Origin of the sequence: Comamonas sp. A23 (assembly GCF_004522605.1) — a bacterium.
Lineage (GTDB): Bacteria > Pseudomonadota > Gammaproteobacteria > Burkholderiales > Burkholderiaceae_C > Comamonas > Comamonas thiooxydans.
Genome location: NZ_RSDT01000025.1, coordinates 1 through 14,456 on the forward strand (window position 1 = coordinate 1; position 14,456 = coordinate 14,456).

Annotated in this window: 16 protein-coding genes and 1 pseudogene; 7 read left to right on the forward strand and 10 right to left on the reverse strand. The window is 59.3% G+C overall.

The genetic code is table 11. The features are described 5' to 3' along the window. From EIC84_RS25285 to EIC84_RS25295, 3 genes are all read left to right on the forward strand, one after another. On the forward strand, positions 1–248 hold a 248-nt coding region (locus EIC84_RS25285), incomplete at its 5' end, for a copper resistance protein CopC (protein ID WP_205699882.1). Between the two features lie 4 nt (positions 249–252). Continuing rightward, a complete protein-coding gene (gene copD / locus EIC84_RS25290; RefSeq protein ID WP_003071641.1) occupies positions 253–1,179 on the forward strand; it encodes a copper homeostasis membrane protein CopD in 927 nt (308 codons plus the stop codon). Between the two features lie 377 nt (positions 1,180–1,556). After that, on the forward strand, positions 1,557–3,968 hold the full coding sequence (locus tag EIC84_RS25295; protein ID WP_229228786.1) for a heavy metal translocating P-type ATPase: 2,412 nt from the start codon (positions 1,557–1,559) through the stop codon (positions 3,966–3,968). A 314-nt stretch (positions 3,969–4,282) separates the two neighbouring features. On the opposite strand, the gene EIC84_RS25300 is transcribed toward EIC84_RS25295, so the two are convergent. Further along, positions 4,283–5,107, reverse strand: a complete 825-nt coding sequence (locus EIC84_RS25300; RefSeq protein ID WP_003055094.1) for a SprT-like domain-containing protein — start codon at positions 5,105–5,107, stop codon at positions 4,283–4,285. A gap of 85 nt (positions 5,108–5,192) precedes the next feature. On the opposite strand from EIC84_RS25300, the gene EIC84_RS25305 reads away from it, so the two are divergent. Next, complete coding sequence (locus EIC84_RS25305) at positions 5,193–5,408, forward strand: DUF2191 domain-containing protein (protein ID WP_003055097.1); 216 nt, start codon at positions 5,193–5,195, stop codon at positions 5,406–5,408. Beyond that, positions 5,408–5,794 carry a type II toxin-antitoxin system VapC family toxin gene (locus EIC84_RS25310; RefSeq protein WP_003055100.1) on the forward strand — a complete coding sequence of 129 codons (387 nt, stop codon included), beginning with the start codon at positions 5,408–5,410 and terminating at the stop codon, positions 5,792–5,794. Before EIC84_RS25305 ends, EIC84_RS25310 begins: the two co-directional genes overlap by 1 nt. 52 nt (positions 5,795–5,846) lie before the next feature. Here EIC84_RS25310 and EIC84_RS25315 read toward each other — a convergent pair whose 3' ends face one another. From EIC84_RS25315 to EIC84_RS25360, 9 genes are all read right to left on the reverse strand, one after another. Beyond that, positions 5,847–8,816 (reverse strand): Tn3 family transposase, encoded by a 2,970-nt coding sequence (locus EIC84_RS25315; RefSeq protein WP_003071634.1) that lies wholly within the window; start codon positions 8,814–8,816, stop codon positions 5,847–5,849. Between the two features lie 2 nt (positions 8,817–8,818). After that, on the reverse strand, positions 8,819–9,379 hold the full coding sequence (locus EIC84_RS25320) for a recombinase family protein (protein WP_003055107.1): 561 nt from the start codon (positions 9,377–9,379) through the stop codon (positions 8,819–8,821). A 129-nt stretch (positions 9,380–9,508) separates the two neighbouring features. Further along, on the reverse strand, positions 9,509–9,721 hold the full coding sequence (locus EIC84_RS25325) for a DUF3330 domain-containing protein (protein ID WP_000993245.1): 213 nt from the start codon (positions 9,719–9,721) through the stop codon (positions 9,509–9,511). Between the two features lie 65 nt (positions 9,722–9,786). Further along, positions 9,787–10,023, reverse strand: a complete 237-nt coding sequence (merE, locus tag EIC84_RS25335; protein ID WP_003055146.1) for a broad-spectrum mercury transporter MerE — start codon at positions 10,021–10,023, stop codon at positions 9,787–9,789. Next, positions 10,020–10,385: a mercury resistance co-regulator MerD gene (gene merD / locus EIC84_RS25340; RefSeq protein WP_001277463.1), complete on the reverse strand. Its 366-nt coding sequence runs from the start codon at positions 10,383–10,385 to the stop codon at positions 10,020–10,022. The genes merE and merD overlap by 4 nt, the downstream gene beginning before the upstream one ends. Before the next feature lie 17 nt (positions 10,386–10,402). Next, complete coding sequence (gene merA / locus EIC84_RS25345) at positions 10,403–12,085, reverse strand: mercury(II) reductase (RefSeq protein WP_003055149.1); 1,683 nt, start codon at positions 12,083–12,085, stop codon at positions 10,403–10,405. A 38-nt stretch (positions 12,086–12,123) separates the two neighbouring features. Further along, positions 12,124–12,531, reverse strand: coding sequence for an organomercurial transporter MerC (gene merC, locus EIC84_RS25350; RefSeq protein ID WP_000522993.1), 408 nt, complete (start codon positions 12,529–12,531; stop codon positions 12,124–12,126). A 27-nt stretch (positions 12,532–12,558) separates the two neighbouring features. Continuing rightward, the gene (gene merP / locus EIC84_RS25355) at positions 12,559–12,834 is read right to left on the reverse strand and encodes a mercury resistance system periplasmic binding protein MerP (protein WP_000732276.1); all 276 of its coding nucleotides are present in this window, start codon (positions 12,832–12,834) and stop codon (positions 12,559–12,561) included. A gap of 15 nt (positions 12,835–12,849) precedes the next feature. Then, the gene (locus tag EIC84_RS25360; protein ID WP_001294660.1) at positions 12,850–13,200 is read right to left on the reverse strand and encodes a mercuric transport protein MerT; all 351 of its coding nucleotides are present in this window, start codon (positions 13,198–13,200) and stop codon (positions 12,850–12,852) included. A 71-nt stretch (positions 13,201–13,271) separates the two neighbouring features. Here EIC84_RS25360 and merR point away from each other — a divergent pair, with 71 nt between their 5' ends. Next, positions 13,272–13,727 (forward strand): Hg(II)-responsive transcriptional regulator, encoded by a 456-nt coding sequence (gene merR / locus EIC84_RS25365; protein WP_003071627.1) that lies wholly within the window; start codon positions 13,272–13,274, stop codon positions 13,725–13,727. A 27-nt stretch (positions 13,728–13,754) separates the two neighbouring features. Beyond that, positions 13,755–14,456: pseudogene (locus EIC84_RS25370) on the forward strand (efflux RND transporter permease subunit); the annotation flags it as partial.

Sequence of the window (14,456 nt, forward strand, 5' to 3'; positions counted from 1 at the left end):
AGTTGAAATTTTCTGAGACGCTGGTTCCTCAGTTCTCGGCTGCGAACTTGACCATGACGGGCATGCCCGGAATGCCGAATCACGGCGCAATGAAGGTCAGCGCAAGCGTCTCTGGCGCTAGCGATGGCAAAACCATGGTCATTACTCCCGCTCAGACGCTTCAACCCGGTGCCTATCGCGTGGATTGGCGTGCAGTGTCGTCAGACACACACCCTATCAATGGCAACGTCACATTCCAGGTGAAGTAAGCAAATGGCCGAGGATTGGTTCACCATCGTATTGCGCCTTGCGCTGTATCTGGACATGGCTGCAGGTTTTGGCGTCGCCATGTTCAGCGTCTATGCCCTTGGCCACGACGAGCGATCCTTGGCAATTGCGCGTCGCTATCGCGTTTGCGTTGGTGTATGTGCAGTAATCGGGATTGGACTGTCAGTGATTGGCATGACAGTCCTTGCCAAGGCCATGTCCGGTGCGCAAACTTACTCCGAGTTGTCAACGCATATCTTCGAGATGCTCATCACCGGCACTCACATGGGCCTTGCTTGGTGCATTCGTATTCTTGCGCTAGCGCTTTGCATCTTGATTGCCCTAGTGAAGTTCAATCCAACGTTTCGCTTCGTTGCCATGTCCGTATCTAGCGGTGTAGCGCTGGCGACACTGGCCTGGGCTGGTCATGGAGCGATGGACGACGGAATGCGTGGATACATCCACCTTGCTTCAGACATCTCCCACCTCTGGGCAGCAGGTGCATGGGTCGGCGCGTTGCTTGCTTTTTTGATCTTAGCCACAAGTAGGGCAAATGCGACACAGGACACCGTAGCCATATTGAGCCGCACATCAAACGGCTTTGCCCATGTCGGAACTCTGATCGTTTTCGTTCTTGCAGCCAGTGGCGTAGTCAACTATGTATTGATCGCAGGGCCTTCGCTTGATCCGCTTGTTTCAACACTCTATGGTCAGTTGCTGCTAGGCAAGCTAATGCTGGTTCTCGGAATGCTTGCATTGGCAGCAGCAAATCGATTCCGGCTTAGTCCAAGTCTGGAGGCATCATTGGGCTCAGGGAATCGTGCGCAAGCAGTCTCTAAGCTACGCCAGAGCCTGTTCATGGAAGCAACACTGGCAGTTCTGGTTTTGGCGAGTGTGGCTTGGTTAGGGATTCTTTCGCCAAAAGGAATTTGAACCTTTAGATCACCCACCGACAGCTGACACGGGGACTGCACACGGAGAGGAAGGGTGCATCGCTTCGGAGGATTCATGCTTGGATGATCTCCGTGCCATGTAGTCATGACAAAGGCCACCTCAACCCCAGAATCATTTCTTGGATTGAGATGGCCACAAGCACCGTACTCAGGTTGCGGTACCTCAGAAGAGGTGGACAGAGTTATTTCTCAAGCAGATTCTGGCTTGACATTCACATGGTGTAAGAGCCAAGAATCGATCCAACATCGCGAAGGGCCATCTGCATGCAACATCATCAGCATCGATCTTCTTCAGAATCAGTAGAGTTGGAAAACACCAAAACTGACGCCGAGCCTTTGCAAGATCCTGTTTGCGGCATGACTGTCTCTCCACAGTCGGCCCATCGGATAGTTCACGAAGGACGGATCTATCGCTTCTGCAGTGACGGTTGCCAGCAAAAATTTGCTCGGGGCCCTGCGCAATTCATATCGAGTAACGAGCAGGCTGATCACGCAGGAGGGGACACAGTCTATGTATGCCCAATGCATCCTGAAGTCCATCAATATCATCCGGGGCGCTGCCCCAAGTGCCAAATGCATTTGGTACCTGAGGCCCAGTTACGCAGCTCGCACGAACATGCTCACGTGGCTGCAAGTCATTCAGATCAGAAATCGTTTGATGACTCGGGCGTGGTTCCGGGCGGAACGATCTATACCTGCCCGATGCATCCGGAGGTTCGGCAAGATCATCCCGGAAACTGCCCCAAGTGCGGAATGACCTTGGAGCCACTGATCCCGGTTGGAGAAGAGGACAACAGTGAGTTGCAAGACTTCCAACGGCGATTCTGGTGGACGCTGCCACTCACGCTGATTGTTACCACTCTGGCCATGTTCGGACACAAGTTCGGCTGGTTCACTATGCAGACCCAAACGTGGGTCGAGTTGGCACTTTCCCTGCCCGTGGTGCTATGGACGGGCTGGCCCTTTTTTGTTCGAGGCTGGCAGTCAATCATCCACCGCAGCCCGAACATGTGGACGTTGATCAGCTTGGGATCGGGAGCCGCCTTTGTCTACAGCCTCGTAGCGACGCTGGCACCCGACGTGTTTCCCGACTCGTTCGTATCCATGGGTCGTGTAGCGGTTTATTACGAGGCAGCGGTAGTCATCATTTCTTTGACCATGTTGGGGCAGATCATCGAACTGAAGGCTCGTTCTCAAACCTCGGCCGCTATCAAATCATTGCTTAGCCTAGCTCCTAAGACGGCAAGGCGTATCAATGCAGATGGCAGTGAGGAAGATGTTCCACTCAGCCACGTGCATGTCGGAGACCTGCTGCGCGTACGTCCAGGCGAGAAAGTACCCGTGGATGGCATTGTCACGGAAGGTCAAAGCGCCGTTGATGAATCGATGCTCACGGGCGAGCCAATACCTGTGACAAAGCGCGTTGACGACAAACTGATCGGCGCCACACTCAATACGAGTGGAGCTCTGGTCATGAGGTCAGAAAAGGTGGGGGCTGCCACCATGCTTTCCCAGATCGTTCAGATGGTTGCATCGGCCCAACGGTCGAAGGCACCGATGCAGCGAATGGCCGACGTAGTGGCTGGAAAGTTCGTTATGGTTGTCGTGCTAGTCGCTGTAGTCACCTTCTTCGTCTGGGGAATTTTTGGCCCAGAGCCCAGTTGGGTGTTTGGGTTGATCAATGCCGTCGCGGTACTCATCATCGCCTGCCCATGCGCGCTAGGTTTGGCCACACCCATGTCAGTAATGGTGGCCACAGGGCGCGCTGCAGAACAAGGCGTTTTGTTCCGTGACGCAGGCGCCATCGAAAAAATGCGTGAAGTGGATACGCTCATCGTAGATAAAACGGGCACCCTGACAGAAGGTCGGCCTGCATTCGATAAAGCGATTCCTGCTCCAGATTTCACGGCTGACGAAGTTTTGAGGCTTGCCGCTAGCTTGGATCAGGGTAGCGAGCATCCGCTTGCGGATGCCATCGTCCGAGCTGCACGCGAACAAGGCTTGCAACTCGCTAAACCTGTGGACTTCGATTCCGCCAGCGGTATTGGTGTACGTGGAACCGTTGAGGGGCGGCGCTTGGCATTAGGCAACACCGCACTGATGGCTCAAGAAGGCGTTTCTGTATCTTCCTTGCAAGCGGACGGAGAACGCCTGCGAGGAGAGGGTGCAAGCATCATGCATTTAGCGGCTGATGGGAAGTTCGCAGGCATCCTGGCAGTAACAGACCCTATCAAAGCTAGCACTTTGGATGCTATTCAAACGCTTCATGCAAGCGGCTTGCGAATTGTCATGGCAACGGGAGATGGTCTGACCACAGCCAAGGCTGTTGGTGCCAAGCTTGGAATTGATGAAGTCCATGGCGAAGTCAAGCCCGCCGACAAGCTAGCTCTCGTGGAGCGATTGCAAAGTGAAGGCCATGTGGTTGCCATGGCTGGTGACGGGATCAACGATGCGCCGGCCTTGGCAAAAGCTGATGTAGGTGTAGCCATGGGAACAGGGACTGACGTAGCAATGAACAGCGGTCAGATCACGCTGGTCAAGGGTGATTTGCGTGGCATTGCACAGTCACGTGAAATTTCAACTGACACAGTACGGAACATGCGTCAGAACTTGCTATTTGCCTTCGTCTACAACGGAATTGGTGTACCGATTGCTGCGGGAGTTCTGTATCCGTTCACAGGGTGGCTTCTGTCGCCAATGATCGCAGCACTCGCTATGAGCCTGAGTTCGGCGTCTGTAATCTTCAATGCACTGCGTTTAAGAAGGTAGCGGTTGCATTGGTGATTTTCAGTCTACTTACGCGGCCGTTTCGCTCAATGCCTCGGGGTCATTCATCGGGTGAATACAAGCACTGAGCTTGATGGTGCCGGACTGCTCTCAAAACGTTTGAGCGTGCCTGGGCAAGAGGCTGGGAATTATCTACTGTAGCGGGGCAGTCCAGTCGGTCCCCATACAGGAAACCGAATGATTGTCAGTTGTTCTTTCTAAGGCAAGCCAGAATGGAATGCAGGCAGATGTTAGCCAGTCCGGTCAAACGAGCGAAGTTTATGTGCGCGCTCGATGAATCTCCAGTCGTTGATGATTTATTGAACGTCAAAACTTTTTCTGCACTCACCACATATCAGCTTAATGCCCGGCTTTCCCCACACTGAGACCGGATTCTTGCATCCGCTGCAGCTGTATTTCACCCGATTGGATCTGTTGGCGGGCGTAGTAAGCACTCCGTCTTCCCCTGCAGTGGCGGCAACAGCTAAGCCCGTGGGCTTCACTGCCTCGGCGAGGGCAGGGATGCTGGCCATTGGAGGCTTGGTCCCTTCGATGCCTTGAATGTGGTTGGCCATGCTGGCTTGGCCAGCGATTACATGATCTGCAGAGGGGAATCGGTCGTACCAGCTGAGTGTGAAATTCGCGGTCAGCAGCTCGTCGCATGCAGCCAGGAAGCGGCCACCCTCGACGGCGTAGTCCGCCATGCTATCACCGGTTCGCGCACCACCAGGTTGCCCGGTAGAAGAGGGCATGAGCCCAATGCTTTCCATCTTTCGTGCCCATTCCTCGTTGTGATAGCGGCCTCGGCCTGGCTTGCCAAAGTGGTGCTGCCACAAGTGCGTCATTTCATGGACTTGGGTCTGGAGTGTTTCGATGATCGGTACGACCGCAAAGTAGGTCGGATTCATCGCGATCTCATCTGTGGTTGAGCCGTCCAACGAGGCAAAGCGAGCTGCAGAGAAGTAGCCGAAAGTCCGCTTTTCCCGCTGCAGCGTAATCAAGCAACTCGGGAGCTGCCCCCCAAACAGCCGCTCGTTGAAATGGTCGTAGGCCATCTGCAGCTCGTTGTAGGTTTCCTGCGTAGGTGCCAAGCGGGGTGAGGGCGTGGGCACAAGGTCAAGCTGGTTTGGCTGCTGGGTCATATTTGTATTGTGCAATACAAATTATCATTCGCAAACATCCCATTTGATGCGACAATGCATCAAACTTGATGTTAAAGGAGTAGCCATGAGATCGACCTTTACGATCGACGACGAAGTCGTGAACCGTGCCCGCGCTGTTGCAGCGCCCGGTATTGCTGTGCCTGAACTGGTACGCCTGGCACTTGAGACCTTCACTCGCGTCGAGGCAGGCAAGCGCTTGGCTGCCCTGGGCGGAAGCGCGCCAGACATGCCTGACGTGCCACGCCGTGGCAGCGCGGCAGAGGCAGAAGGCTCTCGCTGATGCCGGTGTCCGTTCTAGTCGATACATCGGTGTGGGTGAGGCATTTTCGGGAGGCCGACATTCACCTGCAGGAGCTCCTGTTGCAAGACAGCGTGCTGATGCATCCCATGGTGCATGCAGAGTTGGCCTGCGGCACGCCGCCAGCGCCGCGTGCCGATACGCTCGCAGCCCTGGCCATGCTGCGGCCGAGCCAGGAAGCTTCAATTCCCGAGACTTTGGCCTTCCTTGAGAAGAACAAGCTATTCGGTAAGGGCTGCGGCTTGGTCGATCTATCGCTGCTCGCCTCGACGCTAATCACACCAGGCGCTTTGCTTTGGACTGCAGATCGACGCCTTGCTGAGTTGGCCGCTCAGCTTGGCGTGGCCTATGCCATACCAACGCATTGAGAGTCGGGAAGCCCTTCTCGGGGTCGCCTCAGAAAACGGAAAATAAAGCACGCTAAGCCGGTTGCAACGGTCGTAGCGGCCTGAACTTGCCCGCGCCGATCTTGGCGCTGCTGCGCCAGAGGTAATCGCCGGTCAGGTTGATGTGTTCCCAGCCGAGCGGCGACAGGTATTGCAATAGCGCGTCATCGACAGCATGCCCGTTGCCACGCAACGCATGTGCTGCGCGCTCCAGATAGACCGTGTTCCACAACACGACGGCCGCCGTCACCAGGTTGAGGCCGCTGGCCCGGTAGCGCTGCTGCTCGAAGCTGCGGTCGCGGATTTCGCCCAGACGGTTGAAGAATACGGCGCGGGCCAGCGCGTTGCGCGCTTCGCCCTTGTTCAGTCCAGCGTGGACGCGGCGGCGCAGCTCCACGCTTTGCAACCAGTCCAGGATGAACAGCGTGCGTTCGATGCGCCCCAGCTCGCGCAGGGCGATGGCTAAGCCGTTCTGGCGCGGATAGCTGCCGAGTTTCCGAAGCATCAGCGAGGCTGTCACCGTGCCCTGCTTGATCGAGGTCGCCAGCCGCAGAATTTCATCCCAGTGGGCACGAATAGCCTTGATGTTCAGCCTGTCGCTGCTAATCATCGGTTTGAGCGCGTCATAGGCGGTATCCCCCTTGGGGATGAACAGCTTGGTGTCGCCCAGGTCACGGATGCGCGGCGCAAAGCGGAAGCCCAGGAGATGCATCAGGGCAAAGACGTGATCGGTGAAGCCTGCCGTGTCGGTGTAGTGTTCCTCGATGCGCAGGTCGGACTCGTGGTACAGCAGGCCGTCAAGTACATAGGTCGAGTCGCGCACGCCGACATTGACCACCTTGGTGTCGAACGGCGCGTACTGGTCGGATATATGGGTGTAGAAGGTTCGCCCAGGGCTGCTGCCATATTTCGGGTTGATGTGACCGGTACTCTCGGCCTTGCTCCCGGTTCGGAAGTTCTGGCCGTCCGACGATGACGTGGTGCCGTCGCCCCAGTGTTCGGCGAAGGGATGCCGGAATTGGGCGTTCACCAACTCGGCCAGCGCTGTCGAATAGGTTTCGTCGCGGGTATGCCAGGCTTGTAGCCAGGCGAGCTTGGCGTAGGTCGTGCCGGGGCAGGACTCGGCCATCTTGGTCAGGCCCAGGTTGATCGCGTCGGCCAGGATGGTGGTCAACAGCAGATTATTGTCCTTGGCCAGATCGCCCGATTTCAGGTGCGTGAAGTGGCGGGTGAAGCCCGTCCACTCATCGACTTCGAGCAGCAGTTCGGTGATCTTGACGTGTGGCAGGATCATGGCTGTCTGGTCGATCAGCGCCTGCGCGGTGTCGGGTACCGCCGCATCCAGCGGCGTGATCTTCAGGCCCGACTCGGTGATGATCGCATTCGGCAGGTCGTTGGCCGCTGCCATGCGGTTGACCGTGGCAAGCTGCGCTTCAAGCAGCGTCAGGCGGTCGTGCAGGTACTGGTCGCAGTCGGTGGCCACGGCCAGCGGCAATGCGCTGGACTGCTTGAGGCTGGCGAACTTCGCGGGCGGCACCAGGTAGTCCTCGAAGTCCTTGAACTGGCGCGATCCCTGCACCCAGATGTCGCCCGAGCGCAGCGAGTTCTTCAGCTCGGACAGCGCGCACAGCTCGTAGTAGCGCCGGTCGATACCCGCGTCAGTCATCACCAGCTTCTGCCAGCGCGGCTTGATGAAGTCGGTCGGGGCATCGGCAGGCACTTTGCGGGCGTTGTCGGTGTTCATGCCACGCAGTACCTCGATGGCATCGAGCACGTTCTTGGCGGCGGGTGCGGCCCGCAGCTTGAGCACGGCAAGGAATTCCGGCGCGTAGCGGCGCAAGGTGGCGTAACTTTCGCCGATGCGGTGCAGGAAATCGAAGTCATCGGGCTGAGCGAGCTTCTGCGCCTCGGTGACGCTTTCGGCGAAGGCATCCCAGGACATGACGGCCTCGATGGCGGCGAACGGATCGCGGCCAGCTTGCTTGGCCTCGATCAGCGCCTGGCCGATGCGCCCGAACAGCCGCACCTTGGCGTTGATCGCCTTGCCGGATGCCTGAAACTGCTGCTGATGCTTGTTCTTGGCGGCGTTGAACAGCTTGCCCAGGATGCGGTCGTGCAAGTCGATGATTTCGTCGGTGACCGTGGCCATGCCCTCGATGGCCAGCGCCACGAGGGTGGCGTAGCGCCGTTGCGGCTCGAACTTGGCTAAGTCGGCGGGCGTCATCTGGCCACCCTCACGGGCGATCTTGAGCAGGCGGTTCTGGTGCACCGACCGCTCGATACCGGAAGGCAGATCGAGCGCCTGCCACGCCTTGAGGCGTTCGATGTGTTCCAGCATGTGCCGCGAGTTCGGTTTAACCGGCGACTGGCGCAGCCAGGCCAGCCAGGTCGTCTTGCCGTTGTCCCGGCGCCTGAGCAGATCGTCGAGGCGGCGGCGATGCGTGTCCGACAGTGGTTCGGCCAAGGCATCATAGATGCGCCGGTTGGCGCGAGTGATGGCCTCGGCGCTAGCGCGCTCGATGGCGTTGAGCGCGGGCAGGATGATCGACTGTCGCCGCAGATGCTCAACCAAGGTGCTAGCCAGCACGATGCCTTTGTCGGTTTGCATGGCCAGGTCGGTCAGCGTGTGCACGGCCTGCCGGTAGTGGCTCATGGTGAACGGCTGGAAGCCAAACACCGTTTGCAGCTCGACCAGGTGCTCGCGCCGGGTCTGCTCCCGCTGCCCGTAGTCGTCCCAGCTTTCGACGCCGACCTTGAGCTGGTCGGCGACCAGTTTCAGTAGGGGCAAAGACGGCGCCTGATCGACACCAAGGAAGATTCCGGGAAAGCGCAGGTAGCAGAGCTGCACGGCAAAGCCCAAGCGATTCGCAGGCCCGCGCCGCTGGCGGATGATGGAGAGATCGGTATCGCTGAACGTGTAATGTCGAATTAGGTCGTCCTTGGTGTCCGGCAACGCCAACAGGCTTTCCCGCTCGGCGGCGGACAGTATGGAACGACGAGGCATATTTATTGATCCAATTTCAAGTATTGATACAGGGTCTCCCGGCTGACACCAAATTCACGGGCCAGCTTCGCTTTTTGCTCGCCCGCCGTGACGCGCCGTTTCAGTTCAGCAATCTGTTCACCGCTCAGAGACTTCTTTCGGCCTCGGTAGGCTCCGCGTTGCTTAGCGAGCGCGATGCCTTCGCGCTGCCGCTCACGGATCAAGGCCCGCTCGAATTCGGCGAATGCCCCCATGACCGACAGCATCAGGTTCGCCATCGGTGAATCCTCGCCGGTGAAGGTCAGGCTTTCCTTGACGAACTCGATGCGCACGCCGCGCTTGGTCAGCTTTTGTACGAGGCGGCGCAAGTCATCGAGGTTGCGCGCCAAGCGATCCATGCTGTGAACCACCACGGTGTCGCCTTCGCGCACGAAGGCCAGCAGCGAATCAAGCTCGGGCCGCTGGGTGTCCTTGCCCGACGCCTTGTCGGTGAACACCCTGCCGACTTCGACATGCTCCAGTTGCCGCTCCGGGTTCTGGTCGAAGCTGCTGACCCGGACGTAGCCGATGCGTTGACCCTGCAAGATACCTCCAAATACGAAAGTGTCAGGAAGAAATCTATGACCTTTCGCCGCAGGTGTCAAGAAACACAAAAGTTAACTCTATTCTGACGTTGCTGGGTGGCTTCTCCTGACATCAGGATAGGGTATGCCTCAATCTGACGGCTGCGAACCGCCAGGGACAGGCGCAATGTCAGATTCTGTCGCGGCCTTGGCGCGTGCCTGGAAGCGTTCATAGCAATCCAGCCCGCAGAAATGTTCGACGTATTCCGCGCCTTCCGGGGTGAAGGCGGCATCGAGCGGAATTTCTTTGCAGCATACGCAGCAGGTGGTGCAACTGGCAGTGTTCGGGGCGTTTGCGTTCATGGTGGTACTCCTCCAGATTGGTAGCGAAGCTCAAAGCTGCCCACTCTCGGCTGGCTGGGAAGCGGTCATGATCTTCCCTTGAAGGCCCGCAGCAGCCGCGTCACAGACAGGACAAACAAGCCGGTCAGCGTGAGGGCTGCAATACTCCAGTGCTCCCCGATGAACGCGCCGGCCGTCGTGCCGGCTAGCACAATGGCGAGAATCGGCAAATGGCAGGGACAGGTGAGCACGGCCAGCGCGCCCCACAAGTAGCCGGTGATCGGTTTGTGCGTCCCAGACGGCAAGTGCTCTGGGCTGTTCATGGCAGACTCTCCGCGTGCTGTGCCGGTTCGGTTGGCATGGCGGCCAGTTGCATTTCGAGGCTGGCCAGGGCCTCGCGCCGACGCTCGACGAGTTGCCGCAACACGGCAAGCTGCGCAGACGCACCGTCACCGTCCGCAGCATCCAGCGCCCGGCACAGCCGCGCCAGTGCGTCCAGGCCGATACCCGCTTCGAAGGCAGCCCGTACAAAGCGCAGCCGTTGCAACGCGGTGTCATCGAACAAGCCGTAGCCGCCCGTGGTGCACGCGACCGGCCGTAGCAATCCGCGCAGCAGGTAGTCGCGCACGATATGCACGCTCACCCCGGCATCAAGGGCCAGCCGGGACACTGTGTAGGCGCTCATTGAACACCTCCTTTTCCTCATCCGGCGCAGCACGAAAGCTGCTTCACGTCCTTGCTGAAGGTCTGCGCCGCGAGCTTCAGCCCTTCGACCATGGTCAGGTAGGGGAACAATTGGTCGGCCAGTTCCTGCACGGTCATACGGTTGCGAATGGCGAGCACCGCCGTCTGGATCAGTTCACCCGCTTCCGGGGCCACCGCTTGCACGCCGATGAGCCGTCCGCTACCTTCCTCGATGACCAGCTTGATGAAGCCGCGTGTGTCGAAGTTGGCAAGCGCACGCGGCACGTTGTCCAAGGTCAAGGTGCGACTGTCGGTCTCGATCCCGTCGTGATGTGCTTCCGCCTCGCTGTAGCCCACGGTGGCGACCTGCGGGTCGGTGAACACCACGGCCGGCATTGCGGTCAGGTCCAGGGCCGCATCGCCGCCAGTCATGTTGATCGCAGCACGGGTGCCGGCCGCTGCCGCCACATAGACGAACTGAGGCTGGTCGGTGCAGTCGCCAGCCGCATAAATGTGTGGCGTACTGGTGCGCATGCCCTTGTCGATGACGATGGCCCCCTGCGCATTGGCAGCGACTCCCGCCGCTTCCAATGCCAGGCTGCGCGTGTTCGGTGCCCTGCCAGTGGCGACCAGCAGCTGGTCGGCGCGTATTTCACCGTACCCGGTGGTCAGCACGAATTCGCCGTCCACATGCGCGACCTGGCTGGCTTGCGTGTGTTCCAATACCTTGATCCCTTCGGCACGGAACGCGGCTGTAACGGCCTCGCCGATGGCCGGGTCTTCGCGGAAGAACAGCGTGCTGCGTGCCAGGATCGTCACTTTGCTGCCCAGCCGGGCAAAGGCTTGCGCCAGTTCCAGCGCCACCACAGACGAGCCGATCACGGCCAGGCGCTCGGGAATGGTGTCGCTGACCAGGGCCTCGGTGGAAGTCCAGTAGGGTGACTCTTTCAGGCCCGGAATCGGCGGCACGGCCGGGCTGGCACCCGTGGCGACCAGGCAGCGGTCGAACGCCACCACACGCTCGCCGCCATCGTTTAAACGGACGGCAAGGCTCTGGTCGTCCTTGAAACGCGCTTCACCATGCAGCACGGTGATGGCCGGGTTGCTGTCCAGGATGCCTTCGTACTTGGCGTGGCGCAGCTCATCGACGCGCGCCTGCTGCTGGGCCAGTAGTTTGCTGCGATCAATCGCAGGCACAGTCGCCGCGATGCCACTGTCGAATGGGCTTTCACGGCGCAAATGGGCGATATGGGCAGCGCGGATCATGATCTTGGACGGCACGCAGCCGACATTGACGCAAGTACCGCCGATGGTGCCGCGCTCGATCAGCGTGACGTTCGCACCTTGCTCGACGGCCTTCAGCGCCGCCGCCATCGCGGCTCCGCCGCTGCCAATAACGGCGACGTGCAGTCCGTCCCCATCACCACCAGCCTTGTCGCCACCGCCCAGCCATCCCAGCGCCTTGCCAAGCAGTCTGCCCCGCGCTGAAGTGGATGGGGCATCGGCGGGTGTGGCCTTGTAGCCGAGGCCGGCCACAGCGGCGGTCAGCGCCTCTGGCGAGGTGCCGGGATCGGTGGCGAGTTGCGCGGAGCCTTTCGGGTAGGACACGAGCGCCGACAGCACGCCCGGCACTTTCTCCAGGGCGTCCTTGACATGTGTCGCGCACGAGTCGCAGGTCATTCCGGTGATATTCAAATACATTGCATCGTTCCTTTTCGTTTCGGCAACTGCCAATGCAGTTAGCCGTGTTTGGGTGGTAGTTCGCAGCGGCGGTTGGCCGGTGAGAGCAGATCCCAGATCGACACCCCGATCATCAAGGCCAGACCGACATAGAGGAGGTTCGCCGTCCACCAATTGCCAAAAAACAAGAGCATGGCCGCCAGCACGATGGCTGGGCCGACCATCCCGAGCAGGCTGCGGTACCATTGCCGATGACTCAGCCAGCCCAGTGCATTCGCCAGCAAAGCCACGACTGCGAACAGCGGCAGCAGCTTGGAGATAAACAACCCTTCGTATTCCTGTAGAAAGCCAAGGCCGATGGCCGCGCCCAGGCTGGCGATAGCCGGGAAACAGGCAGCGCATCCCATCGCGGAAACAACGCTGCCAAGCGCGCCAGCCTTGTCGGCAATGCGTGTAATCAGTCCCATGATCGCCCCAGGTTCGGGTTCAGTGGCTCACTGCTTGACGCTGGACGGATAGCCCGCGTCTCCGGTTGCCTTGGTCAGCTTCTGCACGCTGGTCTTGGCATCATCGAACGTGACAACCGCTTCGCGTGTCTCGAAGGTCACGTCAATTTTGCTGACGCCTTCGACCTTGGAAATCGCCTTCTTGACGGTGATCGGGCAGGTGGAGCAGGTCATGCCCGGTACGGACAGCGTGACGGTCTGGGTGGCGGCCCACACGGGGGCAACAACGGCAGCGAGGGCGAGGGCGGCAAACAGTTTTTTCATGATGAACTCCTGTGATTAATAGAAAAATGGCATGACGTAGGGAAATCCGAGCGCGACCAGGACCAGCGCGGCCACGATCCAGAAAATGAGCTTGTAAGTAGCTCGCACTTGGGGAATCGCGCAGACCTCACCCGGTTTGCAGGCTTGCGCCGGGCGGTAGATGCGCCGCCAGGCGAAAAACAGCGCGACCAGCGCTGCGCCGATGAAGATCGGGCGATAGGGTTCCAGCACCGTCAGGTTGCCGATCCATGCCCCGCTGAACCCCAAGGCGATCAAAACCAGCGGCCCCAGGCAGCAGGCCGACGCAAGAATGGCGGCCAGCCCACCGGCGAAGAGCGCGCCGCGCCCGTTTTGTGGTTCAGACATACGCTTGTCCTTTCAAATTTGGTTTGGATAGCTTAAGCTTACTTCCGTAGTTATGTACGGAGTCAAGCGATATGCAAATTAATTTTGAGAATCTGACCATTGGCGTTTTTGCCAAGGCGGCCGGGGTCAATGTGGAGACCATCCGGTTCTACCAGCGCAAGGGCCTGCTGCCGGAGCCAGACAAGCCCTATGGCAGCATTCGCCGCTATGGCGAGGCGGATGTAACACGAGTGCGGTTCGTGAAATCGGCCCAGCGGCTGGGCTTTAGCCTGGACGAAATCGCCGAGCTACTGCGGCTGGAGGATGGCACCCATTGCGAGGAAGCCAGCGGCCTGGCCGAGCACAAGCTCAAGGATGTGCGCGAGAAGATGGCCGACTTGGCACGCATGGAGGCCGTGCTGTCTGAACTGGTGTGCGCCTGCCATGCGCGGAAAGGGAACGTTTCCTGCCCGCTGATTGCGTCACTGCAAGACGGAACGAAGCTCGCTGCATCGGCGCGGGGGAGTCTCGGGGTGACTACGCCTTAGCGTGCTTTATTTTCCGAATTCTGAGACGACCCCATCAACAGAAGCCTTATCGCCATTTACCGGCCTGCTTTGGAGTTGGTTTTGCGTTTTCCTAAGTCCACGCTGCTGGCAGCGGCATTGGCCCTGGCCATCACCGCAATTCCGGTCATGCGGCTGGGCGGTGAGTTCATGCCGCCGCTGGACGAAGGCGACCTGCTGTACATGCCCTCGGCGTTGCCTGGTATTTCGGTCTCAAAGGCCGCAGAGTTGTTGCAACAGACAGACCGGCTTATCAAAACAGTGCCCGAGGTTCAGCGTGTGTTCGGCAAGGCAGGACGAGCAGATACTGCGACCGATCCTGCGCCGCTGGAGATGTTCGAGACCACCATCCAGTTCAAGCCACGTGAGCAATGGCGTCCTGGCATGACCTCGGAGAAGCTGGTTGAAGAACTGGACCGGGTGGTCAAGGTTCCGGGTCTATCAAACGTATGGGTGCCCCCGATCCGCAACCGCATCGACATGCTGGCCACCGGCATCAAGAGTCCCGTCGGCATCAAGGTCGCCGGACCAGACCTCGCCACCATCGACAAGCTCGCGGCACAGATTGAATCCGCCGTGCGCGCAGTGCCTGGTGTTTCTTCCGCGTTGGCCGAACGCTTGACAGGGGGCCGGTACATTGACGTAGATGTGGACCGACAAGCCGCTGCACGGTTCGGACTTTCTGTGGCAGACGTGCAGGCGGTCATATCT

Bases quoted from the DNA above. Each gene is read 5' to 3' on its own strand.
- copD (WP_003071641.1), top strand. From the start codon at position 253: ATGGCCGAGGATTGGTTCACCATCGTATTGCGCCTTGCGCTGTATCTG.
- EIC84_RS25295 (WP_229228786.1), top strand. From the start codon at position 1,557: ATGACTGTCTCTCCACAGTCGGCCCATCGGATAGTTCACGAAGGACGG.
- EIC84_RS25300 (WP_003055094.1), bottom strand. From the start codon at position 5,107: ATGACCCAGCAGCCAAACCAGCTTGACCTTGTGCCCACGCCCTCACCC.
- EIC84_RS25305 (WP_003055097.1), top strand. From the start codon at position 5,193: ATGAGATCGACCTTTACGATCGACGACGAAGTCGTGAACCGTGCCCGC.
- EIC84_RS25310 (WP_003055100.1), top strand. From the start codon at position 5,408: ATGCCGGTGTCCGTTCTAGTCGATACATCGGTGTGGGTGAGGCATTTT.
- EIC84_RS25315 (WP_003071634.1), bottom strand. From the start codon at position 8,816: ATGCCTCGTCGTTCCATACTGTCCGCCGCCGAGCGGGAAAGCCTGTTG.
- EIC84_RS25325 (WP_000993245.1), bottom strand. From the start codon at position 9,721: ATGAACGCAAACGCCCCGAACACTGCCAGTTGCACCACCTGCTGCGTA.
- merE (WP_003055146.1), bottom strand. From the start codon at position 10,023: ATGAACAGCCCAGAGCACTTGCCGTCTGGGACGCACAAACCGATCACC.
- merD (WP_001277463.1), bottom strand. From the start codon at position 10,385: ATGAGCGCCTACACAGTGTCCCGGCTGGCCCTTGATGCCGGGGTGAGC.
- merA (WP_003055149.1), bottom strand. From the start codon at position 12,085: ATGTATTTGAATATCACCGGAATGACCTGCGACTCGTGCGCGACACAT.
- merC (WP_000522993.1), bottom strand. From the start codon at position 12,531: ATGGGACTGATTACACGCATTGCCGACAAGGCTGGCGCGCTTGGCAGC.
- merP (WP_000732276.1), bottom strand. From the start codon at position 12,834: ATGAAAAAACTGTTTGCCGCCCTCGCCCTCGCTGCCGTTGTTGCCCCC.
- EIC84_RS25360 (WP_001294660.1), bottom strand. From the start codon at position 13,200: ATGTCTGAACCACAAAACGGGCGCGGCGCGCTCTTCGCCGGTGGGCTG.
- merR (WP_003071627.1), top strand. From the start codon at position 13,272: ATGCAAATTAATTTTGAGAATCTGACCATTGGCGTTTTTGCCAAGGCG.